Source organism: Pseudomonas sp. FEN, from assembly GCF_904067045.1.
Lineage (GTDB): Bacteria > Pseudomonadota > Gammaproteobacteria > Pseudomonadales > Pseudomonadaceae > Aquipseudomonas.
Genome location: NZ_CAJFDC010000036.1, coordinates 1,195,284 through 1,218,451, shown reverse-complemented (window position 1 = coordinate 1,218,451; position 23,168 = coordinate 1,195,284). Strand labels below are relative to the sequence as shown.

The window sequence follows — 23,168 nt, the reverse complement described above, 5'->3', positions numbered from 1 at the left end:
GTGGATGCGGCGCTAGCGGCCCTGGCAGGCATCCACCCGCATCCAGCGCTCCACCTGCTTGAACGCCTGCACCAGCAGGAACGAGATCACCAGGTAGAACACCCCCGCGGTGAAGAACATATCCACCGTCAGGTAGTTGCGCGCAATGATGGTCCGGGTCATGCCGGTCAGCTCCAGCAGGGTCACGGTACTCGCCAGCGAGCTGGCCTTGAGCATCAGGATCACTTCGTTGCTGTAGGCCGGCAGGCCGATCCGCGCCGCGCGCGGCAGGATGATGTAGAGCATCGCCTTGGTCCGCGACATGCCCAGCGCCCGCGCCGCTTCGATCTCGCCCGGCGGGATAGCCTGGATCGCGCCGCGCAGGATTTCAGCGATGTACGCGGTGGTGTGCAGGGTCATGGTCGCTGCCGCGCACCAGAACGGGTTGCGCAGGTAAGGCCACATGAAGCTGTCGCGAATCGCGTCGAATTGCGCCAGGCCGTAATACACCAGGAACAACTGGACCAGCAGCGGCGTCCCACGGAAAAAGAAGATATAGCCGTAGGGCAGTGACCGCACATACCAGAGCTTCGAGGCCCGGGCGATACCCATCGGCACGGCCAGGATCAACCCCAGCGCCACGGCGATGCCTACCAGCTCCAGGGTCAGCACCGCGCCCTGGAAGAACTTCGGCAGCCATTTGAAGATGACTTCCCATTCCATTATGTGGTCCTCACAAAACCGCGAGCGGCGCGTTTTTCCAGGAAATGCATGCCACCCATGGCCAGGACGGTCAGCCCCAGGTACATGAAGGCCGCCACCAGGTAAAAGGTGAACGGCAGCTTGCTGAACAGCACGGCGTTCTGCGCCTGGCGCATGATGTCTTCCAGGCTGATCACCGAAACCAGCGCGGTGTCCTTCATCAGGATCATGAACAGATTGCCCAGGCCCGGCAGGGCGATGCGCCACATCTGCGGCATGATCAGCCGGGTGAAGATCCGCACCTTGGACATGCCCAGCGCAATCCCCGCTTCCCGGTGCCCCTTGGGAATCGCCAGGATCGCCCCGCGAAACACTTCCGTGGCGTAGGCGCCAAAGCACAGCCCCAGGGCCGTGACCCCGGCGGCGAACGGACTCAAGGCCAGTTCGGGATTACCGAAAGCCTCGCCCAGCGCGCTCATCAGATTGACGGTGCCGTAGTACATCAGCAGCACCCAGAGCAGTTCCGGCACGCCACGGACCAGGGTCGAATAGGCGCCCCCCAGCCATTGCAGCGGTTTGTACGGTGAAGTCTTGGCCAAGGCGCCGAGCAGCCCGAGCAGCAGTCCCAGGCACAAGGCGCAGAGCGCCAGCTTGACGGTCATCAGCGCGCCGGCGGCGAGCGCCGGGCCGAATCCATAGAGGTCGATATTCATGGGCAGAGGCAGGCTTTACCAGGGACAGCCGACACCTTGCGTTGAGGTGCCGGCCATCGGGACGGGTCAGAGGATGCTGAACGGGAAGTACTTGTCGTTGATCTTCTTGTAAGTACCGTCGGCGATGATTTCCTTCAGCGCGGCGTTCAGCTTCTCACGCAGGGCGTCGTCCTTCTTGCGCACGGCGATGCCGATCTTGTCGCTTTCTTCCACCGGGTTGCCCTTGAACTCGTAAGGCTTGCCGGCCTCGCTTTTCAGCCACTCGTAGTTGACGTATTTGTCCGCCAGGATGGCATCCAGGCGCCCGGCCTGCAGGTCTAGGTAGGCGTTTTCCTGGGTGTCGTAGAGCTTGATGGTGACGTCGTCGCCCAGGTGGTCTTCCAGCCAGCTGCCGGCCAGGGTCGAGCGCTGTGCGCCGATGATCTTGCCCTTGAGCGAGTCCTTGTCGGTCTTGAACTCGGCGTCTTTTTTCGCCGCGATGAATTGCAGCTTGTTGGAGTAGTACGGGTCGGTGAAGTCGACCGCCTGCTTGCGCTCTTCGGTGATCGACATCGAGGAGATCAGGAAGTCGAACTTCCTGGTCTGCAGGGCCGGAATGATCCCGTCCCAGTCCGACGTCACGACGCTGCACTCGACCTTCATCCTGGCGCACAGGGCGTCGCCGATGTCCTTGTCGAAGCCCACGACCTGGCCGCTGGCATCCTTGTTGTTGAACGGTGGGTAGGCGGCCTCGATACCCATTTTCAGGGTCTCGGCGAAGGCGCTGGCGCTGAAGGCCATGGAGACGGCCGCGGCCAGGAGGAATTTTTTGCAGGTCTGCATGCGGGTTGCTCCGTTAGCGGTTGCTGGACATGAATTGTTTGCAGCGCGCCGACAGCGGGTTGTCGAAAACCTGCTGCGGGCTTCCTTGTTCTTCCACCAGGCCCTGGTGCAGGAACACCACTTCACTGGACACCTGGCGGGCAAAGCCCATTTCATGGGTGACCAGTAGCATGGTGCGACCTTCTTCGGCCAGGGCACGGATCACGTTGAGGACTTCCTGGACCATTTCCGGGTCGAGGGCCGAGGTCGGCTCATCGAACAGGATGACCTTGGGTTGCATCGCCAGGGTCCGGGCAATGGCCGCGCGCTGTTGCTGGCCGCCGGACAACTGGGAGGGGTAGGCATGGCGCTTGTCGGCGATGCCGACCTTGGCCAGCAGCGCCTCGGCCACCTCGATGGCCTCGGCCTTGCTCTGGCCGAGCACCCGTCGTGGTGCTTCGATGATGTTGTCGAGGATGCTCATGTGCGGCCAGAGGTTGAAGTTCTGGAACACGAAGCCGATTTCGCTGCGCAGGCGGTTGATCTGCTTGCCGTCGGCGGCCATCAGCTCGCCGTTCTTCGCGGACTTGAGCTTGAGTTCTTCGCCGTTGACCAGGATCTGGCCCTGGTGCGGGTTCTCCAGCAGGTTGATGCAGCGCAGGAAGGTCGACTTGCCGGAACCGGAGGAACCCAGGATCGAGATCACATCACCGTCGCGGGCGGTCAGCGAGATGCCTTTCAGTACCTCCAGCTCACCGTAACGTTTATGCAGGTTGCGGATTTCAAGCGCGGGCGTGGCCTCAGCCATGTGCGGTCCTCATGGTGTTCTGTCGTGCTCCTGCTATTGGCGGCCTTCCTGGCGAGCGCCAAGCTAGCATAGGGAAAAGCCGCTACAGGACGGATGTGTGACAGGTTGTCGCATCGGCACAGCAGTCTGTCGCCCCATCAACAACCGAACACCTGTTTGATCCGTCGTCCTGACTCGGCAGTCGCTTAAAAAAGGGCGCGATGGTGCCAGCTTTGGCCAAGAGTGGAAAGGGTAAACCGGCTGAGCGGGCACGGGCTCGCCCTGAAATGGAGCGTTACTTTATTTTTTGAGTGTTTCTGGTGCGCTCTGCGCGGCTGAATGTGGGTGTCTCGGTAACGCTTTGGCAAATAGCCATTAATCTCAAGAGGTTACGGTTTAAGGCCGCATGGGCTTGCAGGCCGCGAAAACCGGCGCTTTGTAACATTTTGGCGCAAATATTGCGTAAAAAATAAAATACGCCCCCGTTGGATTCATTTGACACACATTCCAATGTGTAGGGCGCGCTCTTCATTGCAAAGGTAATCTCAATGAGTAGTACGCATACTTCCAATAATCTGGAGCAAGGACTCAAGTCGCGGCATGTGACCATGCTGTCGATTGCCGGGGTGATCGGTGCCGGCCTGTTTGTCGGTTCCGGGCACGCGATCGCCGAAGCCGGCCCCGCCGTGCTGATGGCTTACGCCGCTGCCGGGGCCCTGGTGGTGCTGGTGATGCGCATGCTCGCCGAAATGGCCGTGGCTTCGCCGGATACCGGGTCTTTCTCGACTTACGCCGACCGTGCCATCGGGCACTGGGCCGGTTTCACCATCGGTTGGTTGTACTGGTGGTTCTGGGTGTTGGTGATCCCGTTGGAGGCCAACGCCGCCGCGACCATCCTGCATGCCTGGTTCCCCAACGTGGCGATCTGGGCGTTTACCCTGATCATTACCCTGTTGCTGACCGCGACCAACCTGTTCAGCGTGAAGAACTACGGCGAGTTCGAGTTCTGGTTCGCGTTGATCAAGGTGATCGCGATCATCGGTTTCATTGTGCTGGGTGTGCTGGCCATCTTTGGCCTGCTGCCGACCAGCCAGGTCAGCGGCGTGTCGCATCTGGTGGACACCGTGGGCTTCATGCCCCATGGCATGGGCGCGGTATTGGCCGCGATGCTGACCACCATGTTCTCGTTCATGGGCACGGAAATCGTCACCATCGCCGCCGCCGAGTCGAAAGACCCGGGCAAGCAGATCAGCAAGGCCACCAACTCGGTGATCTGGCGGATCGGCCTGTTCTACCTGGTATCGATCTTTATCGTGGTGGCGCTGGTGCCGTGGAATGACCCGAGTCTGGCGGCGGTCGGTTCCTATCAGGTGGTACTGGATCGCATGGGCATTCCGAATGCCAAGCTGATCGTTGACCTGGTGGTGCTGGTGGCGGTTACCAGTTGCCTGAACTCGGCGCTGTATACCGCTTCGCGGATGCTCTTTTCCCTCGGCAAGCGTGGCGATGCGCCGGCTGTGTCCAAGCGCACCAATGACAGCGGCACGCCTTACTGGGCGGTGATGTTGTCGACGGCGGCGGCCTTTCTGGCGGTGTTCGCCAACTATGTTGCGCCGGCAGCGGTGTTCGAGTTCCTGTTGGCCAGTTCCGGCGCTATTGCGCTGCTGGTGTACCTGGTGATTGCGGTGTCGCAGCTGCGCATGCGCCACCAGCGTACAGCCAAGGGCGAGAAGATCGACTTCAAGATGTGGCTGTTCCCGGGGCTGACCTGGGCGGTGATCGTGTTCATCGTCGCGGTGTTGGGCGTGATGTTGTGCCAGGAGGCCCATCGCGTCGAAATCCTCGCCACGGGCCTGCTCAGTGTGCTGGTGGTGGCCGCCGGCTTGCTGGTGGCGCGCCGTCGCCGGCATGAGAAAGCCGGGCGGGTGGTGTTGAACTGAGGCGTTGTGGCGGCTAGCCGGCGGCTTTCTGTAGCGCCTGCGAGGCCGCCACATAGTCGGCCTGGAAGGCCGCGCTCTCGATCCAGGCCAGGGCCGCTTCCTCGGTGGCCTCGGTGGACCACTGGCGGTACTCGATCAGTGCCGACAGGATAAAGTCCGTCGCTTCCTCCTCGCCTTCCTGCTCCAGCACCAGTTCCAGCAGCGGATCCTCCAGGAACACGCCGCACATCGCCTGCTGGCTGCTGTTTTCGGCGTCGCGCATGCGCTTGAACAGGTCGGTCAGGTCGACCGACGCGAAGTCGATCCGGTCGTCATCCACCGGCAGCACCTCGGCCGGCTCGTTGGCCCGTCGGGTGCGGTTCTGCTTGGCCTTGGCTTTCGCCCGTTGCGCGCGTTTGTCTTGCTTGTTCTGGGATGCCATGGGCTCGGGTGCTTTCACAAAAAGGTAAGCGGGCAATTATCCCCCGTGAACCGCTGCAATTCCAATGCTGTGGCAGCGGTCTGACCCTTGAGTGGCACTGGCACCCCGGTACAGTGCCTGCTTGCAGCTGGGCGAATCGATCGCGGATACTGCCATGGCTATCCGCGCACGAAATGCTTGCCTTCGGGCCGCGGCTGTTTCAACAAGGGAATGCCATGTTCCAGATAGACCGCAACAGCAAGACGCTGCTGGTGGACCAGATCAGAAACGCGATCATTGCCCGTATTGAATCCTTCCAGTGGGTCCGGGGCGGACGGCTGCCTTCTGTCCGGGCGCTGGCCAGGCAACTGGGCGTCAGTGTCTTCACGGTGAGCAGTGCCTATGAAGACCTGGTGGCGCAGCAGATCATCGAGTCGCGTCCGGGCGCGGGCTATTTCATCCTGGCCTGCCATTCGGTCGGTTCGCTCAAGGACACTGATACGCTGGTGCCGCCTTCCAGTGAGCACTCGAGTTTTCTTTTCCGCGCACTGGATCCGACGCAATACGAAATTCCCGTCAGTTCAGGCTACCTGCCACCCGCCTGGCTCGCCGACGCGGTCCCGGCCTCCGTGACCGGGCGGCTGATTCGCAACACGCTTTCCTGCAGCACGCCGGCACCCGCCGCCGGCAGCCAGGAATTGCGCGTGGTGATTGCGCGCAAATTGCGCGAGGTCCATATCAACGCTTCCAGCAGTCAGGTGGTGGTCACCATGGGGGCGACCCATGCGTTTTCACTGTTGCGCAGTATCCTGTTAGGGCCCGGGGATTACCTGCTGGTGGAGGACCCCAGTTATCTGCTGCTGCAACTCAGGCTGATCAAGGAGCGCAACTTCAAGATCATCACCGTCCCCCGGCTGGATGACGGCCCGGACCTGGCGGCGATGGAAGCGATGCTGATCAAGTATCGGCCGAAACTGTTCCTGACCCAGACCCTGGTCCATAACCCCACTGGCGGCAGTACGTCTCCAGAGAAGGGCTTCAAGCTGCTGTCGCTGGCCCGCCAGTATGATTTTCATATCGTCGAGGACGATGTTTTCGGGGCGCTCTCGTCCAGGCCGACGCTGCGGCTGGCCAGCCTGGATGGCTGCGACAGGACTTTCTATATCAGCGGTTTCAGCAAGGTGCTGAGCCCGGCGCTGCGCCTGGGCTATGTGGTGGCGCCGGTGGCCTTCGTCGAACGACTGATTGAGCAGAAAATGTACAATTTGCTCTGCGGCTCGGCGATTGACGAAACCATCGTGACCTACACGCTGGAGTCCGGTCGTTATCAGCATCACCTGGATGCGCTGGGCCAGCGGGTCATGCAGGAACGCTCAAGGGCGCGGGAGTGGCTGGGGGCGGTTGGTGTGGTGTTTGACGAGCACAACACCGATGGCCTGTTTCTCTGGGGGCGTCTACCCGGGCATGTGAATGTCCCGCATCTGGTCGAACAGGCCCATCACGCGGGTATATTGCTGGCGCCAGGCGCCTTGTTCAGCAATACCGGCGAGTATGACCAGCACATCCGCTTCAATGTGAGCCATTGCAATCATCCCGAATTCAAGCGCTTTTTCCAGGCGCATGTCGCTGCCGCGGTGTCGGCGCTCGCCATCGAGCGTTATGCCTGAGGGCGTCGGGATTGCCTGCTCGGACGTTGGTCTCCAGTGGTTCTCGTCGACATGGGCAGATAACGCCCGCTCATCTTTTTTCAGCCTTGAAGCGCAGGCACGTGCAGTCCAGCGTCCACTGGTTGTTACTGTCCAGGTAATCGGCGGCCAACTCTTCGGCCACTTCATTTAAAAACGCTTCTTGCGATTCGCTGGGTAGCAGCGCGAGGTAGCGGCCACCGAACATTTTCAGCCATTGGGTAATCGAACAATCAAGAGGGGTCGGGCGTTCGAACCAATGAATGGAACTCACGTGGAAACCCGTGTCCTCCAGCACCCGCTGATAGGCCCCGGCCGTGGGCAGATAAAGCTGATCGGCGATTTCGAAGTCAAGGGATCTGCGCGTCAGGGAGTCGCGCAGCGCGCGTCGCAGGATCTTCTGGTGTCCGGCCCCGGCGAACTCGCCGACAAAGCGTCCTCCCGGTTTCAGGGCTTCGTAAATCCCGATGGCCACCTGGTCCGAGCGCTGCATCCAGTGCAATGCGTCATAGCTCAGGACCGCGTCGAACTCCTGGTAGAAGTACAACTGCTCGGCATTGCCATGGCGTACCTCCAGCCCTCTGGCCCGGGCTGCCGAGACCAGGTTGAGGTCGTTGTCGAAGCCCACTACCTGGTTTCCGTAGCGTTGCAGTTGTTCGCTCAGGCGACCGTCGCCGCAGCCGATATCCAGGAGCCGTTCCCCGGGCCTGGGGGCCAGCAGTTCGAGGACGGCCCTGACGGGATGGTCGATCAAACGGATGTCACGCTCATCCTGCAATGTGTCCCTCTGCTGCGATTCACCGCTCGGACAAGAAGATGTCGAAGAAGTCATGCTTGAGATTCCATTCAGGGATAAGAGCGGCTCCGCCGCCGGACAGGGGCTCAGGTTCGCTTGGACAGCCATACCAAGATGATGACAATAGCGCAGACAAATGGTGTCAGCCAGTTCCAGGTTTCACCCATCAGCCAGATCGAGAAGCCGAAGGTGAAGAACGGTTGCAACAACTGCAACTGACTGATCCGCTGGATACCGCCGAGTGCGAGGGCGCGGTTCCAGGAAAAGAAGCCCAGCAGCGAATTGACCAGTGCCAGGAACAGCAGGGCGGCCACGCCGGTGCCCGGTAGATGGGCGAGGGTGTTGCTGTCAAAGAGCCACAGGCTTGCCGGTAGCAGCACCGGCAGGCTGATGACCAGTGTCCAGCACATCACCTGCCAGCCCGGCAGTTCCTTGGACAGCGCGCCGCCCTGGGCATAACCGAAACCGGCCAGCACAACGGCACCGAGCAGGGCCAGGTCACCCAGGTAGATCTCTGAAACATTCGAGCGGAGCACGGTGTAGGCCATCACCACCAGGAAACCCAGGCAGGAGATCACCCAGAATGCCCTGGATGGGCGTGTGCCGGTGATCAGGGTGCCGAAGATCGCGGTGGACAGCGGCAAGGCGGCCAGGACCACGCCACCGTGGCTGACGGGCACATATTGCATACCCAGCGCGGTGAGGATCGGGAAGCCGTAGACGATCCCGGTGGAGGTCAGCAGCATGCGCTTGATCTGCGAACGACTGGGCAGCTTGGCGCGACCAATCAGCAAAAAGGGGATTGCGGCAAAGGCCGCGATCACCGAGCGGAAGATCCCGACCTGGACGGCGCTCAGATCGCCCGCGAGCATTTTCGCCGCGGGCAGGGTCATGGCAAAAGCCGCTACTGAGATCAGGCCGAGGAAATAGGCTTGCAGGTCTTGATGCCTGGTCTCTGGAAAACTGGCTGTGTTGGTTTGCGTCATGCTGACAATTCCTTTGGGAGGGGGCGGGAGGGGGGGCTCGTGGAAATGTTCTTCAGGGCGCGCCGCTGTCGTTGGTGCTGGCCTTCAACCACAGGCGCAGCTCCTGCCTGCCTGAAGGATGAGGACACACTAATCAGCCTGATGGGCTGAGTACCGGTACGGTTGGAAGGGCGTGTAACAAACTGTCTTGTTTGCCGACCATGACAGTTGGAGGGGAGGGCCGCGTGCTTCAGACGCGGCTATTGCGGAAGCTGCCAGGGGTGATGCCGACCACTTTCTTGAAGGCTCGATTCATGTGGCTCTGATCGAAAAAGCCACAGCTGAAGGAGGCTTCTGCAAGGCTGGCCCCGCTGCGGAGCAGGTTTTGTACCTGTGCCACTCGTTTCTGGATCTGATAGCTGTGGGGGGATACGCCCACGGCTTTTTTGAAGACGCGGATCAGGTACAGCGGGTCCATGCCCACCAACTGCGCCAGTTCTTCCAAGGGGATGTTCTGGGCAAATTTGTCTTCGAGATTTTTCTTGATGAGCTTGATCGCACTGCGTTCGGCGCTGGCAATGGCGACGATGGGCGCGCCGCTACGCTCGAAGAGTTGGCTCACCAGTTCCAGGAGAATGGATTCTCGCTCGAGGCCGGGCGGGGAGTTTTCAACGATCTGATGTTGCTGCAGGAAGCTCAGCGCAAAGCTGGGGTCGAGGTTGAGGGCGCTTCGGAAAAGATGGATGTGGTCGTCGCCAAAGCGTCCCTGGAATATTGCTCGGTTGACCCAAGCCGTATCCAGGTAAAGCATCCGGTACATCCAGCCCTGGTCGTGTCCGGGTAAACCATCATGAATCTCTCCCGGGGTAATGGTCACTACACTGCCGGCGCTCCCCAGATAGTAGCAGCCCCGATAAAAGAGTTTTTCAACGCCGCTGCTGATAACCCCAACGGCATATCGATCATGTGAGTGTCTGCCAAAAGTTTGAGTGCTATAACGCGCGGATAGCAACTCGCAGTCGCCTTCGGGTATTCGCCAGAACTGAACGAAGTCCTTCTCTTGGCTAATGGCTTTATGGCGTCGGGGCTCATCCATGACGTTGTCCAGTTTTGTGCAATACGTTGAAAAAATGCGCTGCTAAATTTAGCACTTATTTCATAACGCAAGCCAGGGGAAGTGATGTCTACAAAACTAGTGATTGGGGATTTCAAGAAATCTTCATGGTCATTACGTGCATGGTTGGTTCTTGTGGCGGCAGACGTCGCCTTCGAGACTCTTCAGGTCAAGTTGGAGCAGGACGACACTCGTCAGCAGATCCTGCGCTACTCGCCGTCTGGCAAGGTACCGGCGCTGCTGCTGGACAAGGTAGTGATCAACGATAGTCTCGCCATCTGCGAATACGTGGCCGACGTTTACCCGGCGGCCGGTCTGTGGCCGCAGGATCCGTTGATCAAGGCTCAAGCCCGCTGCGCCGCGGCGGAAATGCACTCGGGTTTCGTCAACCTGCGCACACAGCTGTCATTTGGCCTGAACACGGGTGATACCCCAGAGCCCCTGACCGCCGAGACTCAGGAAGAAATCCAACGGATTTTCACCCTCTGGAACAACCTGCGTGAGGCCAGCGGCTCCAAGCAGTTCCTGTGCGGCGACTTCGGCATCGTTGATGCGATGTTCGTACCGGTGGTATTCCGGTTTCGTCGTTATGGCGTGGCCGTGCCGACGGAACTTAAAACTTATGTCGAAGAAGTTCTGGCTTATGTGCCGGTACAACAGTGGCTGAAGTTGGCCGTTGCGCAAGCTTGAGAAAGACTGACGGGATATAAAGAATACTGCGGGTTAAGCATGAAGGGATGTTTGACTGAGGTCGGTAAATATTCCGCTGTTTCTTCAGTTCTCTCGAGTCTGGCTTTTGACGGGAGGAGCGTGTGAATGCTAATTAATGGAGTCGCTCATGTCGACTAATACCAATCGCGCCATCATCGAGTTGACGATTGGCGGACTGATGCTCAGCTTGTCGGCGCTGGCGGTGGCCTTTGCCAATATCGGTGCTGGCGGAGCCGGGTTCTACCGAATGCTGTTCGCTTCGATCCTGTTCTTCTTGTTGCTCAAGGCGCGGCGCACCCCAGTGTTGCTCAAGAGCGCCAAGGCGCAGCTGTACACGGCGTTGGCCGGGGTATTCCTGGCTATTGACCTGGTGCTCTGGCATCAGAGCATCTACATCGTTGGCCCGGGCATCGGCTCGATCCTGACCAATTGTCAGGTGTTCTTCATGACCTTGCTGGGCCTGTACCTGCTGAAGGAGAAACCGTCGTTCTACTTTCTGATCTCCATCACCCTGGCGTTTGTCGGGCTGTACCTGCTGCTTTTACCGGAAATGACCAGTGCGGTAGGCATCAAGGGGGTGGCGTTCGGTGTGTTGTCGGGGCTGGCCTACGCCGTTTGCGTGTATTTCCTCAAGGTCAACACGCAGCTGCCTGATGGCGGTGGCGACAAGATCGCGCAGATGCTCAACCTGAGCGTGTGGGCCGCGCTGGTGCTGCTGGTGTACGCCCTGGCCACTGGCGAAAGGTTGGCGATTGTTGACGGACGGACTTTGTTGATGCTGATTATCTACGGGGTGATGGTGCAGTTCGTGGGCTGGCTGCTGGTCAACCGTTCGATCGGCGCTATCAGCCTGGGACTGGCGGGGCTGATTCTGTTACTGGAGCCGGTGATCACCTACTTCGTCGATGTGGTGTTTCTCGGCAAGGCCAGTTCATCGATGCAGATCGCGGGTGCGTTGTTGACCCTCTTTGCGGTGTACATCGGCTCAATCAAGCCGCCGGAGAAGGTGGCGCCCGTGACCGAAGCGGCTTGAGGCCATTTCGATTTGTCGATGGCCGGCTTCACGCTCTTTTTTCAGGCAACAAAAAACCCGCACCAGGCGGGTTTCTTGAGGGCTTTCAGATGACTTTGACACCACCTGAAACTAATTAGTGGTGCCCAGAGACGGAATCGAACCGCCGACACGGGGATTTTCAATTCGCCAATGTCGTTGCAACGCTAGATTACACTGGCGTTCGCTTGAGTAAGGTACAACACGGTAAAGTACTTATCAAACAGTGCTTTAGCGTACGGTACGTTACGTTCGAGCTCGTTCGTGCTGTACCGCTGGTGTACCTGAAAACACATGGAGCGGAGCCTGGCTTGGGGCTGGTGTCTCAGCGCTTGGCTCAGGATCTGCTTACCAACCCTCGACTTGCTGCGGCAGCGGAGCTGCCTTGGTCTCGGGTTATGCGGTAAGGCGAAACTATCGTTCATACTTTTTTCTTCCCGCGACTTTGCGGAGCAGGTGAGGAGTAACCAAACTCTAGGAAGAAGTGTGCTACGTGGATGCTGCCGTGTGGTGGGGCGCTTGCGGCGGGGCGAAGATGGACCGTGTCAAACGCCGCCGCTGATGGAAAAAGAACGGACGGCGCTTGCAGGTGAGCGCCATCGCTTGAGGGTTGAATTCTGAGGTTGGTCTGAACATCTGGACTACCACCTAAGGCCTGACGAATGGGATCCACACATTCTGAGTAGTCATCGATGATTATACCTACCATGCAGGCCACAGGATCTCCAAAGCTATAGGAACCATCGACGAAACGACCCAGACCGTCGCTCCCCCAATATTCCTTATAACTACTGGCAGTCCTTTTTAGTTTTTTAAACTCAAAAACAATTTTCCAGTTATTTGAGTCATTCCAAGTATATTCAATATCCGTACGTGTACGAGATTGAATATTCAGAGTGTTTGGATCTACGATGACGTGAACAGGTTCCGCGGACCAGTTTCCGAGCAATCTAGGGTGCAAGTCTCGCACTCGAGAGCAAAGGACTAGAGTTAGGTCAGGCTCTTTTTTTGCTCTATTAAAACCATCCTGGTGGCGTCTAGCCAGGAGCTTCCATGTTTCTGAAAGCGCGTCGACTGCCTGTTTTGCCTGCTGGTGAGGGAAGGTTTTCAACCAGTCCAATGGGATGCTATTACTCATTCAGCAGACACCTTTTCACGGTGAATAAGCTCTACGATAGAGCGCGCATCGCGCATTGCAGATCGTTTTAGCCACATCCGACGGAAAGGTGGACGAAGAAGCAAGAAAGCACCTGGCGCTTGAATTGTTACGTCCGGGAGGAAGGCAACAGTTTCAGCTCGATGAGCTGGTAGTAGTCCTTGGGAGTTTAGACCTTCCATAGTTTTCTTAACCCAAATTTCTAATTTTTTCTCGTCGAAGTCGGTAGTCTTCTCAGGCTCAGAGAGAGTAATAGCCGCTACTGCTACTCGACCAACTGCAGAGTTTACCGTCCAAGCCTTAACTACAATGGAACCCTCGCCATTTAAATGGGAGCGCCATATGCCGAGTTCTTGGCTCAAAGTATCTGCGTAATCTTTGAGCTCATTTTTTGTGATGATTTTGTATACTTCAGTATTGATGCTTTTATAGCCGCGAGGACGCACTGAAGGGACTAGTATAGTGTTTGCTTCTGTGACGAGAGCAGACTCTTCGGCACTCAATCCGAAATAATCGTGAATCAAGGTGTTTATGTGTTTCTGTATTTGGGCGCTATGGTTTTGTGCTCTTAGGAACTCAGGTCTCTCAATGTTTCCGAGTGCTAAAGATATTTCAGATATTATTTCTCTGGCTCGGCTTGGATCGAAGTGATTATCGGGAGCGAAAAAAGGAAACTGTTCTATATCACCCAATGTTACTCGGTTGCGGTCACAGGTAACTTGAAACGCCCTCATCAACAGGAAATAGGTAGCAAGGTCGGAGCGTAGATATGCAGCCATAAAGCGCAAAAGTTCTCTATCGCTTTCTGGGCCTGAAATTACCCCTATGCTGCTGGTGAATGAAGCCGGCTTTTCAATATAAGCCGCTCGGATTTGTTTACTGCTATCGAAACCATCAGTAAACAATATACGAGGGCCCTGAAAAACATCCCATAAATCGTCTGTGAGATTTACAACGGATTCAATACCTTCTGGAAAACTCTGTATTTCGTCATCCAAGAGAACAGGCGAGCTGGATTTCAATGATTCAACTAGTATATGCCCGATTCTTCTTAGGGGGGCCGCATCTGAAGTAAACTTTGCGTGTTTGTCTTTAAGGTGAACACCTTTGCGGGTGCGCCAGCTGTTTTTTCCGTTGTTGAACAAGTCTTTAACTTGACCTATAGCTCTAAGTCGTTCACATAGGGCTATATCGAACTCATTGCCCCACATCAGTGTGACAAGACGAGTGGGATCATTGTAGTAAGCCTGTGCGGGCACCAGGTGACGGTCCGCTGGAGAAAGGGCCAGACGGCCAAAGGCTAAGCTAGCATCAACTTTTGGGGCCCAGTATTCAATTTGCTCATCTGCTGGTATTGACCATGACTGTGTGCCCGTTCTAGGGCGAGAAGTAATAACAGCACAGCTGTGTTCTGCTGTCTCAAATATAAAGTTATGGAGGTCTCCAAAATTTATAAATCGATCAATTTTTGCAAAGGCAAGCCAGCCCTGAATAAATGGTCGGCTAGTGGACGCAATTAGTAGGCTGATTGGCATAATCAAGCATATACGGCCATTTGGCGATACACTCTCCAATGCTCTAAACGCAAAGTCGCCCGCCAGTTGGCGACGCGCTCTTGGCACTCCTTTTTTCTTTGCCCAAACATCCGCCGAGCTCCATGCGCTTCCGGCAGGCTCACTCCAAGGAGGATTCGAGATTATGAGGCTGAATCTTTGTGATGTAGCAAACAGGTTTTCAGGCGCGAAAAAGTCCCCGTGCTGTTCGCCGCACAGTAAGTTTATACCTCGAAGTGTCGGAAGCTTAACCTGTTCACTCTCCTGGAGTAGAGCAATATCGGCAGGTTTCAGATCCTCAAGAAGCGAAAGGTATAAACTGAAAGCAGTAACACGACAGGCGGCCTCACTAATGTCAGCGCCAAAAATGTGTCCCTTTAAAAGTTTTATACGGCCTGCGAGATCTAGGCATTCACCTGTTTGACCCTCTTGTATTTGAAGAAGGCGCCGGTATGCGGTAGTAAGCAAAATGCCAGAGCCGCAGGCTGGATCGAAAACCGTTTCATTTGCTGGATTCAGAGACGTATGGAATGCTTCATCAATTACAAAATTTGCAAGATGACGAGGCGTATAATAGGCCGACAATATGCTCTGTCGTTCCCCTATAAATGATTCGTAAATTCCGGACAGTAGCTCTACAGGAATGAAGCTAAAGTCATAATTCCACAGTGATAGCTGACCGCTGTCTAGATCGACCTGGTCAAGGAACCGGCCAAGTATGTCTAAACCCTTGGAGCTGACCAGTGACCACCAGTCAGAGTTTGTATGGTCCAGCGAAAGAAAATCACCATTAAAGTCTTTCCTAAGCGCCTCGATCAGTTTTTCAATGCCGCGGGTATTATGACTGGCGACTAACGAGTGTAGAGGCTCGACATTTCGTTGGGTGCGGTAGATTTCGCTTACGATATTTCTATGCTCAAGATAAGAGATAAAAAGTATCTGTCCTAAAAGTCCCTGTGCTGCCGCTCGAGCTACACTGGCTTTCGTTAGCTGTTCAATTGCAAGTCCCAAGTTTTTAAGAAGTTGTCGATCGACTCTGTCTCCTGGGGAAAACCATTTTGGTAGTCTACGTTGAACATCACTTGACGAGACTTCGGCTAATGAGAAATAGCCTGTAGTGATGGCTTCTTTAGCACTTAGGGTGGTGCCAATGGGCACGTTTTTCGCCGGCGGGTACGCAGTTAAGCTTGAATCGTCCATCACAATGACCAACGAAATCAGGTTTTGATTCCAGATCTTTTGACGAATTCGATTTAAGTCTTCAGTCGAGAGTGATAGCGCGTCATCAAAAAAAGCGACCGCAGGCACGCCATCTACTTCAAACACAGCTTTTGCACGAACTTGGCCGTCAGGACGCAACAGCTCGTTAAGCTCACTTCTATACCTGTGGCTGAGGCTAATATCCGCAGACTCAATGTGGAGCCCTTGGGCATGGCTATATCCGAGAACTTCTAACCAGCGCTCAAAGTAATGTTCTCGTTCATTGTTTACGCTGCCTACGCGCTCCGGCTTTGACGGCCGTCTCAGAAGCGTTGAAAGTCTGCACTCTGTTTTTTTTCCGATTTGGAGTCACTGATTGCAGGCCAAGGTCAAGCAATTGCTGTTGAGATAGTCCCGGTAGGTAATCGGCTACTAGGTAGCCGTCTACTCGAGCAAAGATCTCTCGTAAAGAAATGACCAGACCCTCTCTCAGGGTGCTTGGCACATGCTCCACAAACTGAACGGCTGAAGGGCAAACCTGGATGATCAGATATGCCTCTTGGGTGTTTGGTCGCGGGCCAAGAAGGGCTCGTGCGAGATCTTGGCTTAAAGAGACAATAGCGTCCCTGCGGAGCCCAAAACGAGCCTCAAGCTCGCAGCAAATAGTGATCACTGCCAGATCATGCTTGGAGTATTCACGGGCAACCCGCGCACGCTCAGCTTTTGCCTGATATGCAGGTAATTCGTTCAGTAATCCGCGCAGCTGGTGCCGGGTATATCCCGTTACGTTCGCAATGTCAGCGGATGTTATAGGCTTGGTTTTCATCTGCGTATGTTAGACGCAGATCTGAGTATGTGTCACGCAGCAGCGTGGTTTTTCATAGTTTAAACCCGAGACCAAGGCAGCTTTGCTGCCGCAGCGTGTCGAGGGTGGGTGGCAAGGGCTCGTGGCTGCACGAAAATTCAGTTCTCAAGGTTGGTACAAAGCAGCGGGATGGTGGTATCTGAGAGTGGCAAAGCAGCCCCCTTGCAGGCTGCACTGGGCGTGCTTTTTGTTGCCGTAGTGTGAGTAGATTTCTAGACCGAACTGGATCTACTCACATATGTTTGGGCTTACAAGAGAACGCTTGGGAACCGTAGAAAGCAAAAAGCCCGCACGAGGCGGGCTTTTTGTGTGTCTTCAGGTGTGCTTGGCACCACCTGAAAACGAAAGGTGGTGCCCAGAGACGGAATCGAACCGCCGACACGGGGATTTTCAATCCCCTGCTCTACCGACTGAGCTATCTGGGCAACGGGGCGCATTAAACGGGTTTTTCGAGGGGTCGTCAAGCACGATTTCAAAAAATATTTAATTATTACCGTCGCTTACGACCCAAAGCTGTTCCAGCCGGGATTATTCGGCCGGCGGAACATAGCCCTCGGCCTTGGCGTATTCCTCGCCGGAAAAGAACTTGTCCATCTCGCCCTGGATGTATTTGCGATCTTCGCCGTTCATCATGTTCAGGCGTTTTTCGTTGATCAGCAGGGTCTGGTGCTTCAACCAGTCGCCCCAGGCTTTCTGCGAAATATGTTCGAAAATGTCCTGGCCCTTGGCGCCCGGATACGGAGGGCGCTCAAGGCCTGGCAGTTCTTCGTGGTACTTGCGGCACATTACGGTGCGGGTCATGACGACTCTCCTGCATTCAAAACGTCGGCTGCCCGTTTGAGCAGCTTTTTCACCGGGGCGGCAAGGCCCAGGCGCGGCGGGGTGGCGAGGTTATACCAGAGCCAGTCGGCCTCGGCCACGTGATGGACATCCGCTTCGACCCGTACCAGCCACGGCTCGATGGCCAACTGGAAGTGGCTGAAGGTGTGGGTCAGGTTCGGTAGCGCCTGTTGCCGGCCCAGTTCCAGCGAGTGCTGCAACGCCAGGTGCGGCAGGTCGTCGAGGTCGTCCAGCTCCGGCAGGCTCCACAAACCGCCCCAGAGGCCGCTGGAAGGGCGCCGGTAAAGCAGGATGGCGCCATCGCGGTTGGCGAGCAACGGCATCAGGGTGCGCTTTTGCGGCACGCTCTTGCGCGGCTTGGGAATCGGGTAGCGGGTTTCCAGGCCGAGCATGTGCGCTTCGCAGCCGGTTTTCAGCGGGCACAGCAGGCAGCTGGGCTTGCTACGGGTGCACAAGGTCGCGCCCAGGTCCATCATCGCCTGGGTGTAGTGGTTGACCCGGGTATCAGGGGTGAAGCGCTCGGCGTTGGCCCAGAGCTGCCTGGCCACCTTGGGTTCGCCCGGGTAGCCTTCCTGGGCGGTGTAGCGCGCCAGCACCCGCTTGACGTTGCCGTCGAGGATCGCCGCGCGCAGGCCCATGCTGATACTGGCGATGGCGCCGGCGGTGGACAGGCCGATACCTGGCAGCCCGGTGAGCTTCTCGACATCGCGGGGAAATTCGCCGCCATGCTCGGCAACGACGATCTTCGCGGTCTTCTGCAGGTTGCGTGCCCGGGTGTAGTAGCCCAGGCCGGTCCACAGGTGCAGCACTTCATCTTCCGGCGCGGCGGCCAGGGCTTCGACCGTCGGCAGCGCGGCCATGAAGCGGTCGAAGTAGTTCAGCACGGTGCTGACCTGGGTCTGCTGCAACATGATTTCCGACACCCACACCCGATAGGGCGTGATCTCCTGCTGCCAGGGCAGATCGTGGCGGCCATGACGGTCATACCAATCCAGCACGGCGCTGGAAAACTGCTCGGCTCTCATCGCTTGAACAGCCCCTTGAGTGCGTCCTTGAGCTCGGGACTGACCTTGTCGCCGAGCTTCTCTTCAAGCTTGTCGCTGAGCTTGTTGCCGGCCATGCGCGCGGCCACCTGGCCGAGGCCGTCCTTGTCGATGCGGCAGGCCTTGGCGCCGAGCTCCAGCGGACCCCGGCAGCGCAGCGGCCATTCGATCCCGGCGAAGCGCTCGTTGACCTGGCAGGCCGGGTCCGGCATGTCGCTCTTGTCGCCTTCGACGACAATGCCGATGCGGTAGTCCATGCCCAGCACGCGCAGGTCGATATCGCCGTTGCCATTCACGCTCAGGCCCGGAATCCGGACTTTCAGGTCCGGGTTGCTGGCCACGCCATTGTGCAGGTTCAGGTTGCCCTTGAGCTCCTGGAACGGTGTGTCCTTGCCGCGCGGTTCGCCACTGAGGGGCTTGCGGTTGAGAGTGGCGATGCCGGTGCACAGTTGCTGTTCGAGGTTGGCATTGAGCAGCACGCCGTCGTTGAGGGTGAAGCTGGCGTTGCCATTGAGGCTGTCGATCAGGGCTTTCTGGCTGTTGCCGGTGCTGGTGATGTCGCTGCCGAGGGTCAGGGCGCCCTTGAGCGGCGGCTTTTGCCCCTGGGCTTGCAGGATGCGTTCGACCGGCACCCGGTTCAGTCGGGTTTGCAGGCTCAGGTGCGGTACCTCGGGGCGAACGTCGAGGCTGCCCTTGGCGTTGAAGCTGCCATTGTAGAGCTCGCCACGCAGCTCGCTCAGGGTCAGCACGCCACCCAGGCCGGTGGCCTTGAGGGCGGCGTTGTTGATCGGCAGTTTCTTCAGGGTCAACTGGTCGAAGTTCAGATCGGCGTCGATGTCGAGGCTGCGCAGGCGCTCGATGGGCAGCAGCTTGTCGCTGCTCCAGGCGCCCTTGGTCGGGGGCTCCGGCAGTGGCGAGTTACTGGCGATGGCGTTGGCTTCGCTGCTCATTACCTCGGCCTGGCGGACTTTCGCGGCGCTGTCGGCGTCGGCCGATTTCGCCGGCAGGTAGCGGTCGGCGTCGAACTTGTCGGCCTTGAGCTGTACGCGCAGGGATTGCTTGGCGAAATCCTCGATGGCGACGCGGCCACTGAAGTTGCTGTCATCGAGCTTCAGGTTGAGGCCGTCCAGCACCAGGCTGTTCGGCGTGCCGGCGAGGTGGGTCACTAGCTCGACCTTGCTCAGGCTACCGTCCGCCACGCTCGGCAGGGGCTGGCCGATACTGTCGAGGAATTTCATCAGGTCCAGCTGGGCAATCGACAGCGTACCGTTGAGTTGCGGGGTCTTGTTCAGGTCGTTGGCTTTCAGCTCGCCGAGGGCGCGCAACTGGTTGGCGGACAATTTCAGGCTGGTCCATTCGGCGACGTTCGCCGCCATGTCCACCAGCAACTGGCCCTGGGCGGAGAAGGTCAACGGTTTGCCTTGCAGCGGGTCGCCCGACAGTTCGCCGGAGAAACGCATGTCTTCGAACTGGTAGCGCTTGAGCACGCGGTCGAAACGCAGGTTGCCGTTGAGCTCGGTGCGTGCCCGCAGGACCGGCTGGTTGGTGCCGAAGAACGCGGTGAACTTGACCGGGATCTCCTTGCCGTCATGCACCGCGCCAGTGCTTAGCTGGATGCTTTCCGAGGTGATCTGGCGCCCGGTCTTTTCATCGTTGAATTCGATCCGGGCGTTATTGATGGTCAGGCTGTCGATGTCCAGGCGGATCGGTTGCGAGGGTTTTTCCTCGGTGTCGGCGCTGGCCGGTTCGGCGGCCTTGTCGCTCTGCACGGTGGCGCTGACCCCGGGGGCCGGGCGGCCGATGTCCTGCCAGTTGCCGTGGCCGTCCTTGTCGCGGTTGAGCCGCAGGTTCAAGCCTTCGACGCGGACGTCGCTCATCTGCACTTCGCGGCGCAGCAGCGGCAGAACCCGCACCGACAGGCCGAGCATCTGCAGGTCGGCGAACGGCTGGGTCGGGGTGGTCAGGGTCGCCACGCTGGCATCGTGCAGTTCCAGGCCCAGCCAGGGGAAAAGGCTCCAGCCGATGTCGCCATTGAGGGTCAGCTCAATGTGGGCCTTGTCGCGGGCAATCTGGCGAATCTCGTTTTTGTAGTCGTTGGGATTGAACAGGTGGGTCAGGGCAAAGCCTGCCGCCACGATGATCAGCAACAATCCGAGAAGCCCCAGACCCAGGATTTTGCCGAACGCTTTCATGGGCGAGTCCTTGTAGTCAGTCGAATTTGAAATTTAGCCCGCGAGTATAGCCTCACGGGGCTGGCGGCAGGGCAGGGATGATCCCTACTGCGGGTCCAGGGGGATCCGCAGCTTGGCGGCCAGCGCCTGGGCCTCGAGATGCCCGACCGGCGCCAGGAGTCGCAGTTGCGCTCCTGACAGTTTGGCCATTCGTGAAGCTTCTGCCACCAGTCGTTCTGCTACCCCACGGCGCCTAGTGACTTTTCTGACGCAAAGTTGCGACAAAAGCCAGAAATCCGCGCGCCGCTCCAGGCGCGCCGCGCCCAGCAGTCGGTCGTTGAAGCGTCCGGCGATCAGGCTGCCATCGGCCAGGGCGGTTTCAATCAGTTGCTGGCCGTCGGCTTGCGGTGCGAAGAGCCAGGCGGGCGCATCCTGGTAGATCTTCTGCAGGTCCTGTTGGTCCTGGTAGGTGGCTTCGGTGAGGGACTCGACAACGATGGGCATAAAATCCTCGAATATCCGCGACGGGGTTTTCTGTGGGAGCGAGCTTTCGGGTGCCACCTATCATCCGGGGGATGGCCGCCTGCGGCGGATCGCGAGCAATCGAGCCTCGACCGGCTGCTCCTACAAGGAGGGCGATGTCAAAAGCAGGGCAGTTGCATGAAATAAAGAGCGTATCAGTCTGGTTGCTCTGTCATGGGTAGATGGTAACCTTTCCCGGTTCGTCAGTCCTTCTGCGACTTATTGTCGCGCAACCAGCACCACTCGATAAAAACGGCCAAGCCTGCGTGCACCAAGGCCGGGAGTGATGCCTGTGGCCTGCGAGCCATTATTCCAATTGGGGGAGACACTTCATGAGCACCAGCATTACGGCGGACGCTTATGCCGCTGAGCCTGCGTTCCTGTCAAAGGAGCGCATCATCGCCAAGCCCGGTTTCAACCGCTGGCTGGTTCCACCGGCCGCCCTGGCCATCCACCTGTGCATCGGCATGGCCTATGGCTTCTCGGTGTTCTGGTTGCCGCTGTCCAAGGCCTTGGGCATTTCCGCAGCGGTCGCTTGCGCGCCGGACATGAGCTTTATCGCGCAAGTGTTCTCGTCGCAGTGTGATTGGCCGATCTCCATGCTTGGCTGGATCTACACCCTGTTCTTCATCTTCCTCGGTTGCTCGGCAGCCATCTGGGGTGGCTGGCTGGAACATGCCGGGCCACGCAAGGCCGGTGTGGTCTCCGCGCTGTGCTGGTGCGGTGGCCTGCTGATCTCGGCGTTGGGGGTCTATATCCATCAGATCTGGCTGATGTGGATAGGTTCCGGAGTCATCGGCGGTATCGGCCTGGGCCTGGGCTACATCTCGCCGGTATCGACCCTGATCAAGTGGTTTCCGGACAAGCGTGGCATGGCCACCGGCATGGCGATCATGGGCTTCGGCGGCGGCGCGATGGTCGGTGCACCGCTGGCGGCAGCCCTGATGGGACATTTCGCTTCGCCCACCAGTGTCGGCGTTTGGCAGAGCTTCGTGGTGATGGCCTTGATCTACTTCGTCTTCATGATCGGCGGCGCGCTGTCGTACCGCGTCCCGCCGACCGGCTGGAAGCCCGAGGGCTGGACCGCGCCAGTGAAGAAGGCCGGCAACGCGATGATCACTCACGGCCATGTGCACGTGAACGTGGCGTGGAAAACCCCGCAGTTCCGTCTGGTGTGGCTGGTGCTGTGCCTGAACGTCTCCGCCGGTATCGGCATCCTCGGCATGGCTTCGCCACTGTTGCAGGAGGTTTTTGCCGGTAAATTGCTGGGCAATGGCCTGACCTTCGGCCAACTGGACGCCACGCAATTGGGCCAGATCGCGGCGATCGCGGCCGGCTTCACCGGTTTGCTCAGCCTGTTCAACATCGGCGGACGGTTCTTCTGGGCGTCGTGCTCGGACCATATCGGCCGCAAGGCGACCTACTTCGTGTTCTTCGCCCTGGGCCTCGCGCTCTATGCGGCGGTGCCGAGCCTCGGTCACCTGGGTAGCGTCGCGCTGTTCGTGGCGGCGTTCTGCGTGATCCTGTCGATGTACGGCGGTGGCTTCGCCACGGTGCCGGCCTACCTGGCGGACCTGTTCGGTACGCAGATGGTCGGTGCAATCCATGGGCGCCTGCTGACCGCCTGGGCGGCTGCCGGGGTGCTGGGGCCGGTACTGGTGAACTACCTGCGTGAGTATCAACTGAGCATCGGCGTCGAGCGCGCCGCGGCCTATGACATCACCTTGTACATCCTCGCCGGCTTGCTGGTGCTGGGCTTTATCTGCAACCTGCTGGTGCGTCCGGTGGCCGACAAGTACTTCATGACCGACGCGGAACTGGCCGTCGAGCAGGCGCTGGGTCATGACAAAGGGGCCGACAGCAGCACCGTGCTGGAGTGGCAGGCCTCCGCGGGCAGCAAGCCGCTGGCGATTGCCGCCTGGCTGGTGGTAGGTATTCCGCTGGCGTGGGGCGTGTGGATTACCCTGCAGAAGACGGCGGTGTTGTTCCACTAAGCAGCCCGGAGGAGCCGGCTGGCTGGCGATGATCGTCCAGGCATCGCGGGGTATCAGGCCCCCGCGTTATCGTTGACGTCCATCGCGAGCGAGCTCGCTCCTACGGGTCCTGACAGGTATATCCCCGACACCCCCGGATTCAGCCCGTCCGGGAGTTCACCTTGCGTGTTTCTGTTTGCC

Annotated in this window: 20 protein-coding genes and 1 tRNA gene; 5 read left to right on the top strand and 16 right to left on the bottom strand. The window is 58.3% G+C overall.

All coding sequences use genetic code 11. The features are described 5' to 3' along the window. Window positions 1-12 precede the first annotated feature (12 nt). The 4 genes from PFEN_RS28955 to PFEN_RS28940 form a co-directional block, all read right to left on the bottom strand. Window positions 13-702 carry an ABC transporter permease gene (locus PFEN_RS28955; protein ID WP_191489998.1) on the bottom strand — a complete coding sequence of 230 codons (690 nt, stop codon included), beginning with the start codon at window positions 700-702 and terminating at the stop codon, window positions 13-15. Further along, complete coding sequence (locus tag PFEN_RS28950) at window positions 702-1,394, bottom strand: ABC transporter permease (protein WP_191489997.1); 693 nt, start codon at window positions 1,392-1,394, stop codon at window positions 702-704. Before PFEN_RS28950 ends, PFEN_RS28955 begins: the two co-directional genes overlap by 1 nt. A 66-nt stretch (window positions 1,395-1,460) precedes the next feature. Further along, entirely contained in the window at window positions 1,461-2,216 is a 756-nt protein-coding gene (locus PFEN_RS28945; RefSeq protein WP_191489996.1) for an ABC transporter substrate-binding protein, read from the bottom strand. 13 nt (window positions 2,217-2,229) lie between these two features. Next, window positions 2,230-3,003: an ABC transporter ATP-binding protein gene (locus PFEN_RS28940; RefSeq protein WP_191489995.1), complete on the bottom strand. Its 774-nt coding sequence runs from the start codon at window positions 3,001-3,003 to the stop codon at window positions 2,230-2,232. Window positions 3,004-3,530: 527 nt separating this feature from the next. On the opposite strand from PFEN_RS28940, the gene gabP reads away from it, so the two are divergent. Continuing rightward, window positions 3,531-4,922: a GABA permease gene (gene gabP / locus PFEN_RS28935; protein ID WP_191489994.1), complete on the top strand. Its 1,392-nt coding sequence runs from the start codon at window positions 3,531-3,533 to the stop codon at window positions 4,920-4,922. A gap of 13 nt (window positions 4,923-4,935) precedes the next feature. Here the strand turns inward: gabP and PFEN_RS28930 are convergent, their stop codons facing one another. Beyond that, entirely contained in the window at window positions 4,936-5,343 is a 408-nt protein-coding gene (locus PFEN_RS28930; RefSeq protein WP_191489993.1) for a hypothetical protein, read from the bottom strand. Between the two features lie 215 nt (window positions 5,344-5,558). Between PFEN_RS28930 and PFEN_RS28925 the strand changes: the two genes are divergently transcribed. Further along, on the top strand, window positions 5,559-6,989 hold the full coding sequence (locus PFEN_RS28925; protein ID WP_191489992.1) for a PLP-dependent aminotransferase family protein: 1,431 nt from the start codon (window positions 5,559-5,561) through the stop codon (window positions 6,987-6,989). A gap of 70 nt (window positions 6,990-7,059) precedes the next feature. Here the strand turns inward: PFEN_RS28925 and PFEN_RS28920 are convergent, their stop codons facing one another. From PFEN_RS28920 to PFEN_RS28910, 3 genes are all read right to left on the bottom strand, one after another. Next, window positions 7,060-7,839: a class I SAM-dependent methyltransferase gene (locus PFEN_RS28920; protein WP_191489991.1), complete on the bottom strand. Its 780-nt coding sequence runs from the start codon at window positions 7,837-7,839 to the stop codon at window positions 7,060-7,062. A gap of 50 nt (window positions 7,840-7,889) precedes the next feature. Continuing rightward, window positions 7,890-8,789, bottom strand: coding sequence for a DMT family transporter (locus PFEN_RS28915; RefSeq protein WP_191489990.1), 900 nt, complete (start codon window positions 8,787-8,789; stop codon window positions 7,890-7,892). 229 nt (window positions 8,790-9,018) lie between these two features. Further along, the gene (locus PFEN_RS28910) at window positions 9,019-9,864 is read right to left on the bottom strand and encodes an AraC family transcriptional regulator (RefSeq protein WP_191489989.1); all 846 of its coding nucleotides are present in this window, start codon (window positions 9,862-9,864) and stop codon (window positions 9,019-9,021) included. A gap of 84 nt (window positions 9,865-9,948) precedes the next feature. Between PFEN_RS28910 and PFEN_RS28905 the strand changes: the two genes are divergently transcribed. Together PFEN_RS28905 and PFEN_RS28900 are read left to right on the top strand one after the other, a co-directional pair. Next, the gene (locus PFEN_RS28905; protein WP_191489988.1) at window positions 9,949-10,572 is read left to right on the top strand and encodes a glutathione S-transferase family protein; all 624 of its coding nucleotides are present in this window, start codon (window positions 9,949-9,951) and stop codon (window positions 10,570-10,572) included. 148 nt (window positions 10,573-10,720) lie between these two features. After that, window positions 10,721-11,626, top strand: a complete 906-nt coding sequence (locus PFEN_RS28900; RefSeq protein ID WP_191489987.1) for a DMT family transporter — start codon at window positions 10,721-10,723, stop codon at window positions 11,624-11,626. Between the two features lie 439 nt (window positions 11,627-12,065). On the opposite strand, the gene PFEN_RS28895 is transcribed toward PFEN_RS28900, so the two are convergent. The 8 genes from PFEN_RS28895 to PFEN_RS28860 all read right to left on the bottom strand — a co-directional run bounded on the left by PFEN_RS28895 (window position 12,066) and on the right by PFEN_RS28860 (window position 20,976). Next, a complete protein-coding gene (locus tag PFEN_RS28895; protein ID WP_191489986.1) occupies window positions 12,066-12,782 on the bottom strand; it encodes a Fis family transcriptional regulator in 717 nt (238 codons plus the stop codon). Next, complete coding sequence (locus tag PFEN_RS28890) at window positions 12,779-15,712, bottom strand: class I SAM-dependent DNA methyltransferase (RefSeq protein WP_191489985.1); 2,934 nt, start codon at window positions 15,710-15,712, stop codon at window positions 12,779-12,781. The genes PFEN_RS28895 and PFEN_RS28890 overlap by 4 nt, the downstream gene beginning before the upstream one ends. 121 nt (window positions 15,713-15,833) lie before the next feature. Beyond that, window positions 15,834-16,379 (bottom strand): hypothetical protein, encoded by a 546-nt coding sequence (locus tag PFEN_RS28885; protein WP_191489984.1) that lies wholly within the window; start codon window positions 16,377-16,379, stop codon window positions 15,834-15,836. 388 nt (window positions 16,380-16,767) lie between these two features. Then, a tRNA-Phe gene (locus PFEN_RS28880) sits at window positions 16,768-16,843 on the bottom strand. 103 nt (window positions 16,844-16,946) lie between these two features. Beyond that, complete coding sequence (locus tag PFEN_RS28875) at window positions 16,947-17,219, bottom strand: oxidative damage protection protein (protein ID WP_191489983.1); 273 nt, start codon at window positions 17,217-17,219, stop codon at window positions 16,947-16,949. Continuing rightward, complete coding sequence (mutY, locus tag PFEN_RS28870) at window positions 17,216-18,283, bottom strand: A/G-specific adenine glycosylase (RefSeq protein ID WP_191489982.1); 1,068 nt, start codon at window positions 18,281-18,283, stop codon at window positions 17,216-17,218. The genes PFEN_RS28875 and mutY overlap by 4 nt, the downstream gene beginning before the upstream one ends. Next, window positions 18,280-20,493, bottom strand: a complete 2,214-nt coding sequence (locus PFEN_RS28865; protein ID WP_191489981.1) for an AsmA family protein — start codon at window positions 20,491-20,493, stop codon at window positions 18,280-18,282. The genes mutY and PFEN_RS28865 overlap by 4 nt, the downstream gene beginning before the upstream one ends. 84 nt (window positions 20,494-20,577) lie before the next feature. Continuing rightward, entirely contained in the window at window positions 20,578-20,976 is a 399-nt protein-coding gene (locus PFEN_RS28860; protein ID WP_191489980.1) for an acetyl-CoA sensor PanZ family protein, read from the bottom strand. Between the two features lie 350 nt (window positions 20,977-21,326). Here PFEN_RS28860 and PFEN_RS28855 point away from each other — a divergent pair, with 350 nt between their 5' ends. After that, the gene (locus PFEN_RS28855; RefSeq protein ID WP_191489979.1) at window positions 21,327-22,988 is read left to right on the top strand and encodes an OFA family MFS transporter; all 1,662 of its coding nucleotides are present in this window, start codon (window positions 21,327-21,329) and stop codon (window positions 22,986-22,988) included. Window positions 22,989-23,168: the final 180 nt, after the last annotated feature.